This window comes from Pseudomonas sp. KD5 (genome assembly GCF_012932895.1).
GTDB lineage: Bacteria > Pseudomonadota > Gammaproteobacteria > Pseudomonadales > Pseudomonadaceae > Aquipseudomonas.
This window is the reverse complement of sequence record NZ_JDWJ01000001.1, coordinates 782,505-800,950: the sequence shown is the minus strand read 5'-3', so window position 1 is coordinate 800,950 and position 18,446 is coordinate 782,505. Positions and strand designations below refer to the sequence as shown.

At 58.8% G+C, this 18,446-nt stretch carries 17 protein-coding genes; 8 read left to right on the top strand and 9 right to left on the bottom strand.

Features of this window, described 5'->3' with window-relative positions; translation table 11 throughout:
- Nucleotides 1-66 precede the first annotated feature (66 nt).
- From AF70_RS03610 to AF70_RS03595, 4 genes are all read left to right on the top strand, one after another.
- Entirely contained in the window at nucleotides 67-1,632 is a 1,566-nt protein-coding gene (locus AF70_RS03610) for an amino acid permease (protein WP_019580246.1), read from the top strand.
- Between the two features lie 307 nt (nucleotides 1,633-1,939).
- The gene (locus AF70_RS03605) at nucleotides 1,940-2,146 is read left to right on the top strand and encodes a hypothetical protein (RefSeq protein WP_019580245.1); all 207 of its coding nucleotides are present in this window, start codon (nucleotides 1,940-1,942) and stop codon (nucleotides 2,144-2,146) included.
- Nucleotides 2,147-2,349: 203 nt separating this feature from the next.
- On the top strand, nucleotides 2,350-4,065 hold the full coding sequence (locus AF70_RS03600; RefSeq protein ID WP_028941389.1) for an amidase: 1,716 nt from the start codon (nucleotides 2,350-2,352) through the stop codon (nucleotides 4,063-4,065).
- A 270-nt stretch (nucleotides 4,066-4,335) separates the two neighbouring features.
- The gene (locus tag AF70_RS03595; RefSeq protein WP_028941388.1) at nucleotides 4,336-4,608 is read left to right on the top strand and encodes a DUF2790 domain-containing protein; all 273 of its coding nucleotides are present in this window, start codon (nucleotides 4,336-4,338) and stop codon (nucleotides 4,606-4,608) included.
- Nucleotides 4,609-4,656: 48 nt separating this feature from the next.
- Here the strand turns inward: AF70_RS03595 and AF70_RS03590 are convergent, their stop codons facing one another.
- From AF70_RS03590 to AF70_RS03570, 5 genes are all read right to left on the bottom strand, one after another.
- A complete protein-coding gene (locus AF70_RS03590) occupies nucleotides 4,657-5,604 on the bottom strand; it encodes a LysR family transcriptional regulator (RefSeq protein WP_019580242.1) in 948 nt (315 codons plus the stop codon).
- A 67-nt stretch (nucleotides 5,605-5,671) separates the two neighbouring features.
- Nucleotides 5,672-6,622: an aldo/keto reductase gene (locus tag AF70_RS03585; RefSeq protein ID WP_028941387.1), complete on the bottom strand. Its 951-nt coding sequence runs from the start codon at nucleotides 6,620-6,622 to the stop codon at nucleotides 5,672-5,674.
- 31 nt (nucleotides 6,623-6,653) lie between these two features.
- Nucleotides 6,654-8,144 carry an efflux transporter outer membrane subunit gene (locus tag AF70_RS03580; protein ID WP_028941386.1) on the bottom strand — a complete coding sequence of 497 codons (1,491 nt, stop codon included), beginning with the start codon at nucleotides 8,142-8,144 and terminating at the stop codon, nucleotides 6,654-6,656.
- A 19-nt stretch (nucleotides 8,145-8,163) separates the two neighbouring features.
- Nucleotides 8,164-9,648, bottom strand: coding sequence for a DHA2 family efflux MFS transporter permease subunit (locus AF70_RS03575; RefSeq protein ID WP_019580239.1), 1,485 nt, complete (start codon nucleotides 9,646-9,648; stop codon nucleotides 8,164-8,166).
- Nucleotides 9,648-10,775 carry an HlyD family secretion protein gene (locus AF70_RS03570; protein WP_019580238.1) on the bottom strand — a complete coding sequence of 376 codons (1,128 nt, stop codon included), beginning with the start codon at nucleotides 10,773-10,775 and terminating at the stop codon, nucleotides 9,648-9,650. Before AF70_RS03570 ends, AF70_RS03575 begins: the two co-directional genes overlap by 1 nt.
- Before the next feature lie 260 nt (nucleotides 10,776-11,035).
- Here AF70_RS03570 and AF70_RS03565 point away from each other — a divergent pair, with 260 nt between their 5' ends.
- Together AF70_RS03565 and mug are read left to right on the top strand one after the other, a co-directional pair.
- Complete coding sequence (locus AF70_RS03565) at nucleotides 11,036-11,662, top strand: TetR/AcrR family transcriptional regulator (protein WP_019580237.1); 627 nt, start codon at nucleotides 11,036-11,038, stop codon at nucleotides 11,660-11,662.
- A gap of 8 nt (nucleotides 11,663-11,670) precedes the next feature.
- Nucleotides 11,671-12,210: a G/U mismatch-specific DNA glycosylase gene (mug, locus tag AF70_RS03560; protein WP_081791096.1), complete on the top strand. Its 540-nt coding sequence runs from the start codon at nucleotides 11,671-11,673 to the stop codon at nucleotides 12,208-12,210.
- Here mug and AF70_RS03555 read toward each other — a convergent pair.
- Both AF70_RS03555 and AF70_RS03550 read right to left on the bottom strand, forming a co-directional pair.
- The gene (locus tag AF70_RS03555; RefSeq protein ID WP_028941385.1) at nucleotides 12,122-13,153 is read right to left on the bottom strand and encodes a helix-turn-helix domain-containing GNAT family N-acetyltransferase; all 1,032 of its coding nucleotides are present in this window, start codon (nucleotides 13,151-13,153) and stop codon (nucleotides 12,122-12,124) included. The genes mug and AF70_RS03555 overlap by 89 nt on opposite strands.
- Nucleotides 13,154-13,200: 47 nt before the next feature.
- Nucleotides 13,201-14,106: a LysR family transcriptional regulator gene (locus tag AF70_RS03550; protein ID WP_019580235.1), complete on the bottom strand. Its 906-nt coding sequence runs from the start codon at nucleotides 14,104-14,106 to the stop codon at nucleotides 13,201-13,203.
- 108 nt (nucleotides 14,107-14,214) lie between these two features.
- On the opposite strand from AF70_RS03550, the gene AF70_RS03545 reads away from it, so the two are divergent.
- Together AF70_RS03545 and AF70_RS03540 are read left to right on the top strand one after the other, a co-directional pair.
- On the top strand, nucleotides 14,215-15,453 hold the full coding sequence (locus AF70_RS03545) for an SGNH/GDSL hydrolase family protein (protein WP_028941384.1): 1,239 nt from the start codon (nucleotides 14,215-14,217) through the stop codon (nucleotides 15,451-15,453).
- A 170-nt stretch (nucleotides 15,454-15,623) separates the two neighbouring features.
- Entirely contained in the window at nucleotides 15,624-16,106 is a 483-nt protein-coding gene (locus AF70_RS03540) for a cupin domain-containing protein (RefSeq protein WP_028941383.1), read from the top strand.
- A 228-nt stretch (nucleotides 16,107-16,334) separates the two neighbouring features.
- Here AF70_RS03540 and AF70_RS03535 read toward each other — a convergent pair whose 3' ends face one another.
- Nucleotides 16,335-17,318 carry a GlxA family transcriptional regulator gene (locus AF70_RS03535; protein WP_028941382.1) on the bottom strand — a complete coding sequence of 328 codons (984 nt, stop codon included), beginning with the start codon at nucleotides 17,316-17,318 and terminating at the stop codon, nucleotides 16,335-16,337.
- A gap of 115 nt (nucleotides 17,319-17,433) precedes the next feature.
- A complete protein-coding gene (locus AF70_RS03530; RefSeq protein ID WP_028941381.1) occupies nucleotides 17,434-18,435 on the bottom strand; it encodes a 4-hydroxyproline epimerase in 1,002 nt (333 codons plus the stop codon).
- Between the last annotated feature and the right edge of the window lie 11 nt (nucleotides 18,436-18,446).

Sequence of the window (18,446 nt, the reverse complement as noted above, 5' to 3'; positions counted from 1 at the left end):
AAGACAGTCCCATCCGGCAACGCACAACGCGGATGGATGTGTATCAAACCTGACAAGGCACACATTATGAGTCCTGTAAGCCAACCCGGCGCCACCGCGCCACAAGACGACGACATCAAGGTGTTGCACAGCATGGGCTATGCCCAGCAACTCTCGCGACGCATGGGTGTTTTCTCCAACTTCGCCATTTCCTTTTCGATCATCTGCATCCTCTCCGGTGGCATCAACTCGCTGGCACAGGGCACTTCGGGTGCAGGCGGTGCGGCCATCGGCATCGGCTGGCCACTGGGCTGCCTGATCTCCGGGGTTTTCGCCTTGGCCATGGCGCAGATTTCCTCGGCCTACCCCACCGCCGGTGGCCTCTATCACTGGGGCTCGATTCTCGGTAACCGCTTCACCGGCTGGTTGACGGCCTGGTTCAACCTGCTGGGGCTGATCACGGTGCTCGGCGCGATCAACGTCGGCACTTATTACTTCTTTTTCGGAGCCTTCGGACCGGCCCTGGGCATGCAAGACACAATCACCACACGGATCGTTTTCCTGGCGATCCTGACCGGCATCCAGGCCTTGTGTAACCACTTCGGCATCGGCCTGACCGCCAAGCTCACCGACTTCTCGGGCTATCTGATCTTCGCCACGGCAACCGCGCTGACCATCGTCTGCCTGATCGCCGCGCCCAGCTATGAATTCGTCCGCCTGGTGACCTTCAGCAACTACTCCGGCGCGGCGGGCGGCAACGTCTGGCCACAAGTGTCGAACGGCTGGGTGTTCATGCTCGGCCTGCTCCTGCCGATCTACACCATCACCGGCTATGACGCCTCCGCGCATACTTCTGAAGAGACCCACAAGGCTGCCGTGTCGGTGCCGATCGGCATGGTCACGTCGGTGGCCTGGTCGTTGATGTTCGGCTGGGTCATGCTCTGCTCGTTTGTACTGATGTTGCCGAACATGGATGAAGCGGCGAAGCAGGGTTGGAATGTGTTCTTCTGGGCGATGGACACCCAGGTGAACCCGGCGATCAAAATGGCGCTTTACGTGGCGATTTTCATCTCGCAGTTCCTCTGCGGGCTGGCGACCGTGACCTCGGTCTCGCGCATGATCTTCGCGTTCTCCCGTGACGGCGGCCTGCCCTTCTCGAAGGCGCTGGCCACGGTTTCGCCAAGCCATCGCAGCCCGGTGGCAGCGATCTGGACCGGTTCCATCCTCGCGGTGCTGTTCGTGTGGGGATCGTCGCTGGTGTCGATCGGCGAAACGCCGGTGTACACGATTGTGGTTTCCTGCACGGTGATCTTCCTGTTCTTCTCGTTCATCATCCCCATCGTGCTGGGCCTGTTCACCTACGGAACCTCGAAGTGGCCGACCATGGGACCGTGGAACATGGGGCGAGCGTTTTACTCGTTGTTCGCCATCCTCTCGGTCCTCTCGATGGTGCTGATCTTCGCTATCGGTATCCAACCGCCGAACGATTGGGCGCTGTACATCACCATCGGTTTTCTGATTCTGACGGCCATCATCTGGTTCAGCTTCGAAAAACGACGCTTCCAGGGCCCGCCCGTGGGCGACATGATCATCAAGCGGCAGGCAGAAATCGCGGCTGTCGAAGAGGAGTTGAATAAACAGGCTGGGTCGTAATGCGGTCTGTAGCAGCTGCCGAGCTTGCGAGGCTGCGTTCGGCTGCGCAGCAGTCGTGAATCCGACTGACGCGGTTTGCCTGATGCACCGCAAGGTCTGGTTTGACGACTGCGGCGCCGCCGAACGCGGCCTCGCAGGCTCGGCAGCTGCTACGGCACGCGCGCATCAAGGCCCCTCTGTGCTCCCGCCTCGATATGATGTCGCCGCCAGACTTGCCTGGGACAGAACATTGGCCTGGTTTCGGGAAAAATCTCGAACTCACCCCCTATCGCTGAATCCAATGGGTAAGCCAATGGAGGTAAGCGAAATGAACAACGATGACAGTGTTAAAAGCACCGAATCAGAAACCACCTCGAACACTCCGCCCACCGATACACCTGATAAACCGGTCGATGTGGACAGCGACCTCGACGGTGAAGATCAGGCCACTACGACTCAAACCCAAGAGCAGGAGGCTGAAAAGCTCCGTCGAAAAATAGCCGAGATAGAACGCAAGGTGGCGGATGGCAATTAGGTCAATACCCTTCACGCCGTCTTATCAGTTCAAAGCGTTCGGCGAATGACAGAGGGCCATAAGTTCTCCGATACTGTCGCGCAATGCAGTGCAACGAGAACCGATATGAAACCCCATTTTGAGAAAAATGATGTCTCTGAGCCCAAAATCCAGCGCAATGGAAACATCCACCGCGCCCCCCATCAACAGCCGGTGGTAACAGCATGATCGAGGTCACCGAAGTTTCCATCGCCGAGCTGCGTGCCGCGCTCGAATCCGGCCGGACCACGGCGGTTGAGCTTGTGCAGGCCTATCTCGCCCGGATCGACGCCTACGACGGCGCCGACACGCCCACCGCCCTCAACGCGGTGGTGGTGCGCAACCCCGATGCGCTCAAGGAAGCGCAGGCGTCCGATGCTCGTCGGGCCAAGGGCGAGACGCTGGGGCCGCTCGATGGCATCCCCTACACGGCCAAGGACAGTTATCTGGTGAAGGGGCTGACCGCCGCCTCTGGAAGTCCCGCCTTCGCCAACCTGATCGCTCATCGCGATGCGTTCACCATCGAACGGCTTCGCGCCGCCGGGGCGATCTGCCTGGGCAAGACCAATATGCCGCCGATGGCCAACGGCGGCATGCAGCGCGGGGTGTATGGCCGTGCGGAGAGTCCGTACAACGCCGACTACCTCACCGCCCCTTTTGCCTCGGGTTCATCGAACGGCGCAGGCACCGCAACCGCCGCCAGTTTCGCGGCCTTCGGTCTGGCGGAAGAAACCTGGTCGAGCGGACGTGGCCCTGCTTCGAACAACGGTTTGTGTGCTTATACGCCTTCGCGTGGGGTGATCTCGGTGCGCGGCAACTGGCCGTTGACGCCGACGATGGACGTGGTCGTGCCGTTTGCCCGGACGATGGCGGACCTGCTCGAGGTGCTCGATGTGGTGGTGGCCGATGATCCCGACACACGCGGCGATCTATGGCGGATGCAACCTTGGGTGCCAATTCCGAGTGTCGCTTCGGTGCGCCCCGCTTTCTATGGGTCGCTGGCCGCGAAAAGCGATGCGCTGAAAGGAAAGCGCTTCGGCGTGCCTCGCATGTACATCAACGCCGATCCCGACGCGGGCACCAGCGATGCGCCTGGCATCGGTGGGCCGACGGGCCAGCGCATCAACACCCGCCCCTCCGTGATCGGGCTCTGGGAGCAGGCGCGCAAGGCACTCGAAGCGGCCGGCGCTGAAGTGCTCGAGGTCGATTTCCCGCTGGTTTCCAATTGCGAGGGCGATCGTCCTGGCGCACCGACTGTGTTTAATCGGGGCCTGGTGTCCAAAGAGTTCCTGCACCATGAGTTGTGGGATCTGACGGCTTGGGCGTTCGATGATTTTCTGCGAGCCAACGGCGATCCAAAACTCAATCGCCTGATCGACGTGAACGGGCCGCTGATTTTCCCCCACGACCCGGGGACGCTGCCCAACCGCGAGGGTGATCTTGCCGCGGGCATGGACGAGTACGTGCGGATGGCCGAACGCGGCATTACGCCGTGGGATCAGATCGACACGCTGCCGGATGGATTGCGCGGGCTGGAACAGACCCGTCGAATCGATCTGGAGGAATGGATGGATCGGCTGGGGCTCGACGCGGTGATTTTCCCTACGGTAGCCGACGTTGGGCCGGCGAATGCCGATGTCGATCCGAAGTCTGCGGACATCGCGTGGAGTAACGGGGTATGGGTTGCCAACGGCAATCTCGCCATCCGCCACCTGGGCGTTCCAACGGTCACGGTGCCGATGGGCGTCATGCCGGACATCGGCATGCCCGTCGGGCTGACATTTGCTGGCCGCGCCTATGACGACTCGACGCTGCTTCGCTTGGCTTCGGCGTTCGAGTCGACGGGGACGAAACGCTTGATACCGCCTCGCACCCCGCCCTTGTCGGGTAGCCAAAAATAGAAAGATCGCAGGCTCCTGCAGAGGTTGAGTACCCCCGTACCCATGCCCTGTAGGAGCCTGCGATCTTTGGGCCATTCATGCGAAAACCGGCAACAGTGTTTGTCCAGTCGACCGCTATTTGAAAGAAGTTCAGACACCTAACATCGTCTCTACCCAGTGAGCCAATAGCGTCAGTATCCATTAGCTCACGAGGTAGTCACTCGGAAATCCGATATGACCTTTACGATCATCTCGGACGCAGAGTCAACCTAGGACGATACGGTGAATAAAATGAAAACTTTAAAAATTGCGGTTCTTCTGGCGCTTGCCGGTATAGGCGCACACGCCATTGCAGACGATGGCCATTCAACTAACGCGACCAGCAAAACACCTGTTGAGATCTACACGTACGAAACGAAGCTCGACATTAAGAAAGTCATTAACATCACAGAGATTCCGGACGAGTGCAAACCGGTCCCGGTGCAAATGACGTATGAAGACTCCCACGATCAACAGCATGTCATGCAGTATCAAGTCATGGGCACTGGATGTTCAAACGGTTGAGTGCTGTGCGGACGATGGAGGGTCGACACTCCATGCCTGCGGTGCAACTCACTCAAAAACTGATGTTTTTCCTGAGCCTACGATTTTTTCATCGGATGCCAACATGCCCGGGATGTGATGTTTAAGAAACTCCACCCAAGTCTTTGTCTTCGCATCCACGAATTTTCGTGATGGGTAGATTGCAAATAGATTCAACTCTTCAAGCCGATACTCCGGCAACACGCGCACTAACGTCCCGGCCCTGAGGCCATTGACCGCAGAAGCAATCGGCTGAATACCGATGCCCATCCCGTTTGTTATCGCAACGGTCATTCCATCAGCCGTATTGATGTGAAAGGGAGACAATGGGACGTTGATTGACTCCACGCCTTCAGGCCCCTCAAATGCCCAGTGTTCAACCGGCATTACCGTATTAACAATCCTCAAGCAATCATGTGCACCAAGAGAACCTGGAGAGTCCGGGATTCCGCGTTTCTTCAGATAAGCAGGCGAAGCGCAGAGGATGCTGTAAGTGATGCCAAGCCGCTGAGCGACAAACCCCGAATCGGGTAGATCCCGCGCTAAAACAATCGACATGTCATACCCCTCCTCGAGCAAGTCAGGTAGCCGATTGGTCAGCGTCAAATCAAACATGACCGAGGGATGAGTCTCTCTGTATTTGGCAATGGCATCGATCACGTAGTGATTACCGATGGCTGACATGGCATGAATTTTCAGCCTGCCCATGGGCCGGGTGTGAGCGGTACCGGCTTCCTCATCGGCTTCACGTACCTCGTCAAGAATCCTCTCGCATCGTTGCAAATAGCGTGCACCCGCTTCGGTCAACGCCAGGCGTCGGGTGGTGCGGTTAATCAGGCGGGTTTGAAGCCTGGTCTCCAGACTGGAAACGGCTTTGGAAACGTTGGTTGTCGTGGTGTCCAATAGCTCGGCTGCCGCCGTAAAACTGCCGCTCTGGGCAACAGCCATGAAAAACCGCATGGTTTGGAAAACGTCCATCGTTTTCACCTCAAGGGCGTGGATAACAGAGGGCGGCCTTACAGAAGACCGCCCTCCTCGTCATGTGTCACTTCTTCCGTGGAATAAATCCAGGCACACCGGTTTCCACGACCGAGTTGAATCGTATCCTGGTCGTAATATCTTCCTTGATCTCAAGCATCGCCCTATGCGGCAGGGTGGAAATATCCAGGTTTTCCTTGATATGACTTGGTGTAGCGGACGTGGTCAAAAAAGCAACGCCCCGTTGTACAGACCAGGCCAATGCCACTTGAGCCGGAGTCTTCTGCAAGCGCTTGGCGATCCCTGTAATCACCGAATCCTCCAACACTTTCGGCTCCATGCCATGGCCCAGTGGCGCGAACGCCAGGAGGACGATTCCATGCTGTTTGCAGAACTCAAGCAGTTCCCATTCCGGCAGATAAGGGTGGGACTCGACCTGCACCACGGCAGGTTTGATCCGGGCCACTGCCACAATCTCTTTTAACGTTTCCAGCGTGATATCAGACAAGCCGATCGACTTGCAGCGGCCTTCATCCACCAGGCGTTCAAGTGCTCTCCAGGTCTCGATCAGTGTCACGCCGGAGTCGTAGATAACTCGACCTTCCTCGTCTCTCGGGTCCTGATTCTCACCGGGTTGAAAGGCAAACGGCGTATGGATCAGGTAGCAGTCGATAGCGTCCACTTGGAGGCGGCGGCAGCTGGCCTCGAAAGCAGGTTTGACTCGCTCGGGACGATGGTTGGTGTTCCACAGTTTAGTGGTGATGAACACGTCCTCCCGGCGGATCTTGCCCGCCTCCAGCACCTCTTTTATCGCAGCGCCGACACGCTCCTCATTGCGATAGCGCTCTGCACAATCGAAATGGCGAAAGCCCGCTTCCAAGGCGTCCTTGACCGCTTGTGTGGTGACACTGAGATCACTGAACAGCGTGCCAAACCCAACAGCCGGCATTTCACCTGAGCCGTGGTTCAGCGCAAACCGGGTATCGCGAAGTGCATCGTGAAAAGCTTCGTAAGACATCTCTTGACTCCAATGTTCGGGGCCGTAGCCGTTATTGATACGAAGGGTTCTGTGCTTCGCGACTGGCAATCCGTTGCTCAAACGCGCCGACGGAATTACCGCCGAGGGCTACATACAGTTGCACCGTGTCGAGATACTGCGCGGTCTTCACCCGGATTTGCCCCAGCAACGCTTGCTCGTAGGCACGTTCCGCTTCCAGCACCTGGAGAATGCTGTTCTCGCCTTGCGCGTAGGCTTGCTGGTTCAACCGAAAACTGGTTTCTGCAGCGCGTAACGCGTCTTCCTGCGCCTGGTTTTGCTCGGCGTCATGGTTGATTGCCTGCAACGAGTCCGCGACCTGACCGAACGACTGAATGACCGTCTGCTGATAACCGGCGAGCGTCGCCTTGTAACCGTCGACGGCAGCCTGACGTTCAGCCTTGAGCGTTCCGCCGTCAAAGATCGGCCCCGCCAACCCTGCAGCCAAACCCCAGAGCGCGGCACCACCATTGCCGGAAGCGGCCTGTACCAGCGAGGCGGACAGCGTTACATGGGGATAGAGGTTCGCAGTCGCGACACCGACTGCCGCGCTGGCCATGTGCAGCTCGGCCTCTGCTTGCAGGACGTCCGGTCGGCCGTGGGCCATTTCCGAAGGCACGCTCACCGGCACGTTGGCCGGCAATACGAACTCGGCAAAATCGAAGTCCGGCGCGATCCAGTCGCCGGGGCCTTTGCCCGTGAGAATCGACAGCGCATGGCGCGCGGCATCACGCTGCTGAGCGAGGGGCGGCAACAGTGTGCGGTCCTGGGCGAGCCGGGTCTCAGCCAGCGAAACGTCGATCTGCGTGGTGACGCCGCTGGCATGTGCCCTGCGCACCAAGTCGAGGTTCTTGGCGTCATTGGCGAGCAGCTTTTCGACGGCTGCCATCTGCGCATTGGCAGACGCCACCAACAATGCCTGGCTGGCGACATTCCCCGTCAGGGTCAGGTACGCCGCTTCGTATCGATGTTTCTGAAGATCGGTAAACGCTTGCTGCTGCTCGACCCGCCGCTTGTTACCGCCGAACGCATCAAGGTCAAAACCGACCCGCGGCCCGATCGCGTAGAAATTGGAGATCGAAGGCTCTTTTGCGTTGTGTACCCGCTGACGCCCCGCCTGGGCGCCAAAGTCGACCTGCGGATAAAGCGCACCCTCCGCCGCCGCGACGGACGACGCCGCTTGCCGGATCGTTGCATCCGCCGCCACGAGCTCAAGATTGCCCTCGATGGCGCGACGCACAACCTGGTCGAGCTTCTGCGAATGGAAGGCCGTCCACCAGTCACCGCTGACCTTTTGGCCAAGGTTGATGTGTTGCCCGCCAGGCTGGTTGCCGCCCTGGCCGAGACGCTGCTCGGCCTGTTGGTCGTAGTGCTGCGACAGGCTCGGCGGCTGCATTTGATAGTCGGGGCCGACGGTGCAGGCTGTCAGGAACGCAAGAACCGACACCGCACCGAACGTGGTTTTTAACGTCTGTCTGTTGATGAAGCGTGCATTGGATTTCATTGGGCAAACTCCACGAAAACTAGTTGGTCGGAACGGGCTTGCGAAGAAAGACAACCAGTGGACTGACCACCAGCATCGCCACCATCAACAGCTTGAATTGGTCGACCACCGCGATAAAAGCCGCCTGGCCGGTGATCATTTCGTTGAGCCCCGCCAGTGCTTGCAGGGACATCGGCGCGGCATGCGCAGCGGCGCGATAAGGCGTCAGATGGCTGACCAGTGCCAGGTGCATCGCTTGCGTATTGTTGAAGAAGAAAATCTGCACGATCGCAACGCCGAGGGTGCTCCCGTAAACACGCGACAGATTGAAAAAACCGGTGCCTTCAGGGCGTAACTTGGGATCGAGCGTGCTGAACGCGATCTTGGTGAGCGACGGCATCAAGATGCCGATGCCAATCCCCTGGATCGCCCCGGCAATCGCCACCGGCGACCAGTCCATCAACGGCGAATAACCGAGCATCAGCCAGTTGGCGTAAATCACCACGGCCACGCCAATCGCCACGAACAACCGACGGTCGAAACGCTCGGGAACACGGCCCATCAGCAGGAAAGCCCCTACCAGCCCCACACCACGCGGTATCGTCAGCGAACCTGTCGTATCAGGCGGATAGCCGAGGATCTCGTCCAGCATCGGCGACGTCAGTGCCATGGTCGACAACAGCACGAAACCCACGGCGAAAAAGATAATCGTCGACAGTACGAAGTTGCGGTCCTTGAACAGACGCTTGTTGAGGAAATGCACCTTCTTGCTCAACAGATGCACGGCGAACAGGTACAGCCCCAACGCGCAGCCCGCCGCCTCCAGCCAGATTTCGGTCGAGGCAAACCAGTCCAGGCGTTCGCCGCGGTCGAGCAACATTTGCAGGCTGATCAACGCCAGCGTGAAGCTGCCGAAGCCGAAGAAATCGAACGACGGACGTTGCTCGGCCTTCTTCTCGGCAAGCAAAAGCGCCATCACCAGGAAGATGAATGCCGACAACGGAAGGCTGATGTAGAAGATCGGGCGCCAGCCAAAATGCTCGCTGACCCAACCACCGATGCTCGGGCCGCTGACGATGCCCAAGAGCACGATTGCCGTCCACGTCGCGCCAAATTTCGCACGCTTCTCCAGAGGCAACGTCTCCATTGAAATCGCCATCGACAGCGGCGCCAGCACGCCACTCGCCAGGCCTTGAATAATTCGCGCACCGACGAACTCCAGCGGAGTCGTCGCAACTGTGGCGAGCAGCAAGCCAAGAACGAAGAAGGCTAACGCGGCCTGATAAACCCGCTTCAAGCCATAACGCCCGGCCAGCCACTGCGCAACCGGCATGGTGATGGCGCTCGCCGCGAGGTATGAGGTGAATACCCAGCCTGCCTGGTCGTCAGTCATCGACAGACTGCCTTGGATAAACCTGAGTACCGCATTCGGCAACGGCAGGTTCGCCGACTGCATATAGGTCGCGAGCAGCGCGGCGAACCTCAATGTTCCCGCACCTTGAGGTCTGGCAAGGTTGGCGTTCATCAGAAGTTACCTGCGGTCAACAGCGCCTTGAGCGGATGCCACCATGGCGTGTGATACCCGGTATCGACCTTGACCGTGGCGCTGGTGCCCGAAAAAAGCGGAAACGCAGGGTCGGCCTCGTCGAGTTCAAGGCGCACCGGTACCCGCTGGACAACCTTGACCCAGTTGCCGGTCGCATTTTCAGGCGGCAGCAAGGCGAAGTCCGATCCGGCACCGGGGCTCATGCTGGTCACGTGGGCTTTGAAAACGTGATCGGGATAGGTATCGATGCTGATGGTTGCTTCCTGGCCTGGACGCATGTGGGTCACCTGCGTTTCGCGGAAGTTGGCCTCGACCCAAATCTGCCGATCGGACAGCAGCGCAAAGGCCGGCGCACCGTTGCTGACGTAGTTGCCTACCTGCAGATCGTCGACTTTGGCCACGATGCCATCGTCCGGCGCATATACCGTCGTATATGAGAGGTAGAGCTGCGCCTCATCCAGCTGCGCCCTCGCCTCACGAACCGTCGGGTGGTTATCGGCTTCGATGTCCGGATTACCGTTCAACGCGACAACCGTGCTGGCGATCTGTTGCTCGATCGACGCGATGCGTTGCCGGGCCACTTTAAGGTCGGTGTCGGCGCGCTCGTAAATCGCCCGCGAGACAAACTCGGTAGCGACCAGCGCTTTTTTGCGGGCAAACTCGCGCTGATCGAAATCGGCCGACTCTTTGGCCGATTGCAGTTCAGCCTGCTGCTGGCGGTAACCGGCCTTGAGCCCATCGATGCGCAGCCGCGCCACGCTCAGCTGCGCTTGCGCACGGTCAACCGCGATCTGAAACGGTTTCGGGTCGATCCGAAACAGCATCTGGCCTTTGTGAACCGGTTGGTTGTCCTCGACGGCGATTTCGACGACTTGTCCGGAAATACGCGCGTTGATCGACGCCTTCGCCACTCGGGCGTAGGCGTTATCGGTCGAAATGAACGCCTCGCCTGCTTGATAGCGGGCATAGCCCAGCGCTGCGAAGAGCACCGGCAAACCCACGATCAGCAATGGCCGCAATTTCTGCTTGAACGGTTTTTTGATGGGCGCGTCAGGCCTTGCGTGCTCGAAGGTCTGCGTAGCCGGGATGTCGAACTGTTTAGTCATGATCGAATACACCTTTAACCGGGAAATCGGGCCAGCACCTGCGAGAATCGCCTGCGGCCCTGATGGCAAAAATTGCTGTGAGAAAGCAAACCCGTGCACGGTCAGGGAGGATCGCTCCGCCGCACCGGTTTCGTCGCCGCAACACCCAGTTCGAGCTCAGCTACAACAAACCTGACGTTCAGGAACTTCTGGTTCCTTAATTTTGTGCGATGGTGTAAGAATATAGAGCAGCTCATCCCCACACAAGGATTTTGTACGACATGGCACAAAAAAAAATTACAGAGGGCAAAGGCCGAGGCCGCCCCCGCGCATATGACCCGCAGACAGCGCTGCAACAGGCACTTGGGGTTTTTTGGAGCACCGGATATTCCGGCGCTTCCCTGGACAGCATCGCCACTGCGGCCGGCATGAATCGCCCAAGCCTCTATGCGGCATTCGGTGACAAGCACGCGCTTTACATCAAGGCACTCGAGCAGTATTGGGAGTCTGCCTCCGCTGCCATGCAGGAGGCGCTTACGGACAAAGACCTGACTCTGGAGCAGGCGCTAATGGGCTTCTATGAGGGGCAGTTGTCGATCTACTTCTCGGGCGAGGGGCAACCGCGTGGCTGCTTTGCGATCGGCACGGCGACGACCGAAGCCGTCGAGGATTCTGCAATACGAGAGGTTCTTGCGGACCGGCTCAGCCGGCTCGATGCCGATCTGGAAACACGTCTGCGCGCGGCAGTCAGCGCCGGTGAGTTGAAAGACGATGTCGACCCAGCCGCCCTCGCCGTACTCGCGTCATCCCTGTTGCATAGCATTTCGATACGGGCGCGGGCGGGCAAATCCCGCGCGGAATTGACGGAGCTTGCCCGCAATGCGGTCAACGTGATTTGCGGTGTGTGAGGTGTAGGGTGAGTGAAGGACTCGAAGACATTCTCACCGAACGGCTTGCGGTGATTTTTTGCGGCATTAATCCGGGCGTGACTGCCGCCGCCCTGGGCCATCATTTTGCGGGTCGAGGCAATCGCTTCTGGCGCACACTCCATCTAGCCGGTTTTACGCCTACAGAGGTGCACCCGGAAAACGACCGGACGATCTTGCAATATCAATGTGGATTAACCGCAGTGGTTGAACGGCCTACAGCGCGAGCGGATCAGCTGTCCGTGCATGAGTTCACCGCTGCCGCCGCGGATTTTGAACAAAAGATCGCACACTATGCGCCACGCTTTGTGGCGTTTCTCGGCAAAGCTGCGTACAGCGCGTTGTCCGGTCAACGGGAAATTGCGTGGGGGCTTCAGTCAAAAACTTTTGGTGATGCCTCGGTCTGGGTCCTGCCCAATCCCAGCGGGCGAAATCGCGCATTCACGCAAGATCAATTGGTGGATGCGTATCGCCAACTCCATTTAGCGGCCCAGCAACCGGGCCAGGTCGGACAAAACACTGTTCGATAACCGTTGCGCCCCACTGCTGGCCCTCCTGCTCCTGTTCCAACTTGAAGCCAAAGTCTTCATACAGTTTGCGAGCCACATCCAGGCCTTTGAACGTCCACAACCGCGTCGCGCAAAAGCCCTGTTCGTCACAGAATTTCATGGCTTCAGCCAGCAAGCGTTTGCCTGCGCCCTTGCCTCGCGCCGAGTCATCCAGAATGAAACAGCGCAGAATCGCTTCGCCGCCCTCGCCTTCACCGTCGATCGCGATGGAACCGACAATTCGCTCGCCATCCAGAGCCACCCAGACTTCGTTGCGTGGATTGTGCAAACGCCCCATCAACTCCGCCATGTCCGATGCAACCAGGCTTTCGAACGGCTGGCCGAAATTCGAATGCCTTGCGTAGTAGTCAGCATGCATTTGCACCATGCGGCCGATGATTCCGGGCCGATAGCCCCGAGCGATATCCAGCTGCGCGGGGGGCTGCGGCGCTGTACCGAGTCGATGGGCTTGCAGGGCGCTGGCATAGTTGGCGATGCCCTCACTCACCGCCTGTTGTTGCTCATTCGTCAGATAAACCAAGGCAGCGTCCACCTGTTGCCTGGCGAACGAATCAATGGCTCGCAGGGTTTTCTTGCCCCGCACCGTGAGTCGCAGCTTCTTGGAGCGCGCATCCTCCTCGTGTGGAATTTCTTCGATCTCACCGGCCTCAATGAGCTTGCGCACCATCCGGCTCACGGTGGATTTTTCCAGGCCGAGAAGCTCCACAAGCTCCCCCGCCGTCAGCGAACCCCGATCCCCAATCTCCACGATCGTGTGAACAAACGAAGGCGAATAGTCCGTCGCCGCCAGCGTGGCTTGCATGAACCCCAACTCGCGCACCATGAGGCGCGACGCTGAACGGACTTGGTTGATCAGGTCTGACTGGGCATGGGTCACGGCAAGCACCTCGAACAAAATGTGCATTTAGTTGTATAGCACAACCAAATACCCGTCAAATCAAGGGTGCTCCGTCAAGGCAAGAAACCAGGCAACTGCCCTACCCGTTCGGCCAGATACTGCATCAATAAACGCGTGCGCAGCGGGCGGTAGCGGCGTTCGGGATAGATCAGAAAAGCGTCGTTCGGTGGGCCGCTCCAGTCGGGCAGCACCCGGACCAACTGCCCGCTTTCAAGCAGGTCGCTGACCAGCCAGGCCGGCGTGATACACAGCCCCGCGCCCTGCAGAAGACCGTCGCGAATGGCCAATGAACTGTTGGTTCGATAGCGCCCCTGAGTCGTGACACTGACCTGCTCACCATGGGGGCCGTTGAGCTCCAGACGGTCGCCCGCGGTCAACCACGCAAAACGCAGGAAGTTGTGTTCGCTCAGGTCTGCCGGGCTTTTCAATGGGGAATGGTTGCGCAGGTACTCCGGTGCAGCCACCAGATAGCGCGGTGAAGTCGCTATGCGTCGGGCGACGGCGTTCGGTGGCAGGCTGCCCCCCAGGCGCAGGGCCAGGTCGACGTTTTCCTCAGTGAGGTCGACGAAACGATCATTGAGGATCAGTTCAACTTCAATAGCCGGGTACTGCTCCATGAACGACAACAGCAACGCATTCAACCGCAACACACCGAGGCTGACCGGAACGTTGACGCGCAGAAAACCTTCGGGGCGTTCGGTCAGACCACGCACATCCGCAACGGCCTCGCCGTACTCTTCCAGCACGCCTTTGGCACGCTCGTAGAAACGCTTTCCCTGTTCGGTAGGCGTCAACCCGGTGGAGCCACGAATCAACAAACGGGCTCCCAATTGCTTTTCCAGGGCTGCGACCAGTTTGCTGACGGTGGGCTGAGTACTGCCTAACTCACGCGCGGCAGATGACAGGCTTCCGAGCTCAATGGCGCGGACAAAACAGTGCATCGCTTTAAGACTGTCCATAGGCATTCGATTCTGGAATGGGCTGTATGCAGTTCCCCCTTCTACCACACGTATTTTGAATAGACCAATCTGGCCTTCTTGATCCATTACCCTCAAGGAGACACCTGAATGAAAGCCCTTCACTCAAGAATACCGTTGCCTCTCGCCTTGACCGCCCTGCTTGCCGCGAGCCCTGTCATGGCGGCGGAAAATTGGGTCACCACCTGGATGGCCAGCCCTCAACCCACCTGGGGCAACGAACTGCCACTGCCCACGCGAATTCCTGAAGCGCTGACCGACAGCACCCTTCACCAGAGAGTGCGCATCAGCAGCGGCGGAAGCCGGGTACGGGTGGTGGTTTCCAACGAATATGGCAAGCAACCGCTGGTCATCGGTGCCGCGCGTATCGCCTTCGTTGAGGGCGTCGATCAGATTCGCGCAGGCTCCGGGCACAGCCTGAAGTTCAACGATCAGGAACAGGTCACCCTCGCCGCGGGTGAAACGCGGATCAGTGATCCGATAGATCTGGCAGTGCCGGCACTCAGTGAGCTTGCGATTTCTCTTTATCTGCCGCAGCACACGCCGTTGACGACGTTCCATTGGGATGGCAAACAAACCGCGTTTATCACCCCTGGCAAACACATCGACGCTCAGCGACTGGAAGGCAGCGAGCGGGTGGAGGCGCGGCTGTTTCTCAGCGACATCCTGGTGGATGCACCGGCCGACGCCCGTGCCCTGGTGGTGCTCGGCGACTCGATTACCGATGGCAATGGCTCGACCCTGGACAACAATCGACGCTGGCCGGACTTCCTCGCTCAACGCTTGGCCGCGCAGAGCCTCGCGGTGCTCAACGCCGGGATATCCGGGGCTCGCCTGCTCGAAGATGGCATGGGTGTCAGCGCACTGGCGCGTTTCAAGCGCGATGTGCTGGGCAAGCCCGGAGTAAAAACGGTAATTGTGATGCTCGGCATCAATGACATCAGTTGGCCGGGCTCCTCCTTCGCTCCGAACGAACGCCTGCCAGCCAAGGAACAGTTGATTGCGGGCTATCGGCAACTGATCGATCAAGCGCACCTGAACAACATTCGCATCATTGGAACAACCCTGATGCCGGTCGAAGGCGCCCTGGAGGGAACGATCGTGAAGAATTATCACAGCGCCGAGAAAGAACAACTGCGCCAGGTCATTAATGACTGGATACGGACCAGCCACGCATTCGATGCCGTGATCGACTTTGATTTCATGACCCGCGACCCTGAACACCCAAGTCGCTTACTGCCGACTATCGACTCCGGCGACCACTTGCATCCCGGCGATGCCGGCAACAAGGCGATGGCCGAGGATATCGACCTGAAAACGCTTATATAGCCGCTCAGAACCAGCTGCGCCCGCAACCCGGGCCAGCCCACACTCCATAGCTGTGCGTTATAGCGCTGGTTCACAATGGATATATCCACGCGCCACCATTCAGCTACCGTCATCTTATATGACTTGATCGCGCGGACCCCGCTCTAGCTCCCAGATACGAGGAAACCATGATGAGCGCCCACAAAGTTGCTGCTGTTTTGCTGGCCTTGCTCAGCGCAGCCTCCCTGTCCCCTGCTGCCTTGGCTGGGGAAGCGGGTTTCATTGCTGCCACACCATCCGAACTCAAGTGGACAGCTGCGCCGGCGTTGGGCCCCGGCGTAATGATTGCGATGATTGAAGGTGACCTGAAAGCCGCCGAACCTTTCACCCTGCGTCTGAAGCTGCCAGCCAATACAAAAATCGGCGTGCATACCCATCCCGTGACCGAACGCGTCACCGTTATCTCCGGCACCTTCTACTTCGCCACCGGCAACACCTTCGATGCAGCACAGGCCAAGGCCTATCGACCAGGTGACACTCTGATCATTCCAGTCGGCACGTCGATGTACGGCGCCAGTCGAGAACAGGAAACCGTGCTCCAACTCCACGGCACGGGGCCTTGGGGGATCACCTACCTCAACCCGGCGGATGATCCCAGAAACCGCAAAATGTAGTGCCCATGACCTGAGACCACAGGCGTTTTCCAGATAACGTAAACCCTCCCGGTGACGAACGCAGGGTGGGTGGGAATCGGTCGAGGCAAATGTCTGGGTGCCACGCCGGATCAGGTGGCGATGTTTGAGCAGCATTACAAATAGCGTCAAAAGCCGATCGATGGCTGCCCTGCGGGACGGGGCAGCAATCGGGCCGGAAGCCAGGTACGCAGACTCGCAAGAAAGTCCTTACTTAACGAGCCGCTTTTCCTTGGAAGGTCTGTACCCGAAGTACGAGCTATAGCACTTGCTGAAATGGCTTGGCGACACGAAGCCACAAGCCACCAACACGTCGACCTGGGACAGTTCTGTGTGCTGGAGCAGTCGCCGCGCTTCAGTGATGCGCAGCTCCATGTAATACCGCTGCGGCGTTGTACCGAGTTGCTCCTTGAACAAGCGTTCCAGTTGCCGCCGGGAACGACCGGCATAGGCCGCCAGTTGCTCCAGCTCCAGAGGCTCTTCGAGGTTGGCGTCCATCAGCTTGACCACCTCGCGCAAGGGCGCGCTCACACAGATATTTTCAGCCGGTTTGATGCGCCGATAGCGAGACTCCTCGAACGCCAGAATGTCCTCGATCCCCTCGACGAGGGCTTTATCGTGCAAGCCCTTGATCCAGTCCAGCGCCATATGAAATGCCCCCGAGGGGCTGGACGCGGTGAGGCGGTCGCGATCAATGACGTAGGGTTCACTGGTGACTTGCGTCGCCTTGGAGATTTCCGCGAGTGCGGGGCGATGTTCGGGGTGAATGGCGCAACGATACCCATCGAGCAAACCTGCGCTGCCCAGAAACCATGCGCCATTCCACAACCCGGCCAGGCAGATACCCTGGTTCGCCGCCATTCGCAACAGGCTGATGAACTCATCATCAGCCTTGAGCTCTGTCCTGTAGCCGCCACAAATCACCAGCAGATCCAGGTCGTGAATGGCTGAAGCATCCAGACGTGCATCCGGCCGGATGACCAGGCCCAGATCGCTGATGACCTCGCCGTCGTTCAAGCCGAACGTTCGCGAAGAGAACAACCTGGGTCGTAGAAGATTCGCGGTGACAATGGTGTCCAGTGCCTGGGTGAACGCGGGCAGCGAAAAATGCTCGAGCAGCACAAAGCCTGCTCGGGTCATTCGAGCAGGCTCATCAGGGTTTTCATTCAGATAGCGGAGATTTTTCCCCTTCATGCCTCCGCTGAATTGACGTCGTTCGATCAATGTTCGACCCACTCGGTTACTGCGTAGATAAAGCCTAATGCTAACTGTAGAAGCGCAAAAAGCCCTAGCACCATTATGCGACCGATCAAGCCAGTTGAAAGCCGTGACGAAGCGGGTCTTTGTCATCGACAAAAATGGTGTTGTGGCCGGTGATCTGCGCCCAGCCGCAGATACTGGGCCTGATGCCGTCAAACGTACCGACTTTTATCGAAGATTCGACTTTCCCTTCGAAGATCGTCCCGATCAGGCTTTCATTGCGGAACGTGTCGCCTACCTTTAACCGTCCCTTTCCGACCAGTTGAGCCATCCGCGCCGAAGTGCCGGTACCGCCGGGAGACCGATCAATGGCTTTGTCGCCGTAGAACACCGCACTACGGCCATCGGCTGCGGTGCCGTGCCCGTCGTCGTCGCACCAGATGATGTGGTGAACGCCATTGATTCTGCTGTTCTCGGGATGCTCGGGATTGCAAACCTCTGCCAAGGCCGAGCGCAGTTTCTGGCTCAGGCTGACGATGTCTGCCGTGCTCAGCCCTTGCAAGCCCGCCCAATTCTCCTGCGGCTCGACCACCGCATAGAAATTGCCGCCATAGGCAATGTCCACAATCAGCTCGCCGACGCCGGGCACATCGACCAGCACATCAGCGCTGTGCAGATAACTGGCTACGTTGAACAGACGAATCGAGTCAACGAATTCACCGCTCATGCTGTAGTCGACATCGACGCGCCCCGCAGGCGTCTCGATGGCCAACTTGCCCGGCTCACGCGGTGTGACCAGGCCCTCTTCAACCACCACGGTCGACAAGCCTATGGTGCCCGCCCCACACATCGGCAGACAGCCGCTGACCTCAATGAACAACGCACCAAAATCACAATCGTCACGCGAAGGCGGATAGATAATGACGCCAGACATGATGTCGTGCCCCCTGGGCTCGAACATCAACGCGGTGCGAACCCAGTCATGGTCGCGCACAAAGATCTCACGTCGTTCCGCCATCGACACCGACGGCAACAGAGGCCCGCCACCTGCCACCACCCGCACCGGGTTACCGCACGCATGGGAGTCAATGCAAAAAAAACTATGTCTCATGCTGAAAACCA

Bases quoted from the DNA above. Each gene is read 5' to 3' on its own strand.
- AF70_RS03555 (WP_028941385.1), bottom strand. From the start codon at position 13,153: ATGCACATTTTGTTCGAGGTGCTTGCCGTGACCCATGCCCAGTCAGAC.
- AF70_RS03580 (WP_028941386.1), bottom strand. From the start codon at position 8,144: ATGAAATCCAATGCACGCTTCATCAACAGACAGACGTTAAAAACCACG.
- AF70_RS03550 (WP_019580235.1), bottom strand. From the start codon at position 14,106: ATGGACAGTCTTAAAGCGATGCACTGTTTTGTCCGCGCCATTGAGCTC.
- AF70_RS03590 (WP_019580242.1), bottom strand. From the start codon at position 5,604: ATGGACGTTTTCCAAACCATGCGGTTTTTCATGGCTGTTGCCCAGAGC.
- AF70_RS03585 (WP_028941387.1), bottom strand. From the start codon at position 6,622: ATGTCTTACGAAGCTTTTCACGATGCACTTCGCGATACCCGGTTTGCG.
- AF70_RS03595 (WP_028941388.1), top strand. From the start codon at position 4,336: ATGAAAACTTTAAAAATTGCGGTTCTTCTGGCGCTTGCCGGTATAGGC.
- AF70_RS03540 (WP_028941383.1), top strand. From the start codon at position 15,624: ATGAGCGCCCACAAAGTTGCTGCTGTTTTGCTGGCCTTGCTCAGCGCA.
- AF70_RS03575 (WP_019580239.1), bottom strand. From the start codon at position 9,648: ATGAACGCCAACCTTGCCAGACCTCAAGGTGCGGGAACATTGAGGTTC.
- AF70_RS03570 (WP_019580238.1), bottom strand. From the start codon at position 10,775: ATGACTAAACAGTTCGACATCCCGGCTACGCAGACCTTCGAGCACGCA.
- AF70_RS03530 (WP_028941381.1), bottom strand. From the start codon at position 18,435: ATGAGACATAGTTTTTTTTGCATTGACTCCCATGCGTGCGGTAACCCG.
- AF70_RS03610 (WP_019580246.1), top strand. From the start codon at position 67: ATGAGTCCTGTAAGCCAACCCGGCGCCACCGCGCCACAAGACGACGAC.
- AF70_RS03535 (WP_028941382.1), bottom strand. From the start codon at position 17,318: ATGAAGGGGAAAAATCTCCGCTATCTGAATGAAAACCCTGATGAGCCT.
- AF70_RS03600 (WP_028941389.1), top strand. From the start codon at position 2,350: ATGATCGAGGTCACCGAAGTTTCCATCGCCGAGCTGCGTGCCGCGCTC.
- AF70_RS03605 (WP_019580245.1), top strand. From the start codon at position 1,940: ATGAACAACGATGACAGTGTTAAAAGCACCGAATCAGAAACCACCTCG.
- AF70_RS03545 (WP_028941384.1), top strand. From the start codon at position 14,215: ATGAAAGCCCTTCACTCAAGAATACCGTTGCCTCTCGCCTTGACCGCC.
- AF70_RS03565 (WP_019580237.1), top strand. From the start codon at position 11,036: ATGGCACAAAAAAAAATTACAGAGGGCAAAGGCCGAGGCCGCCCCCGC.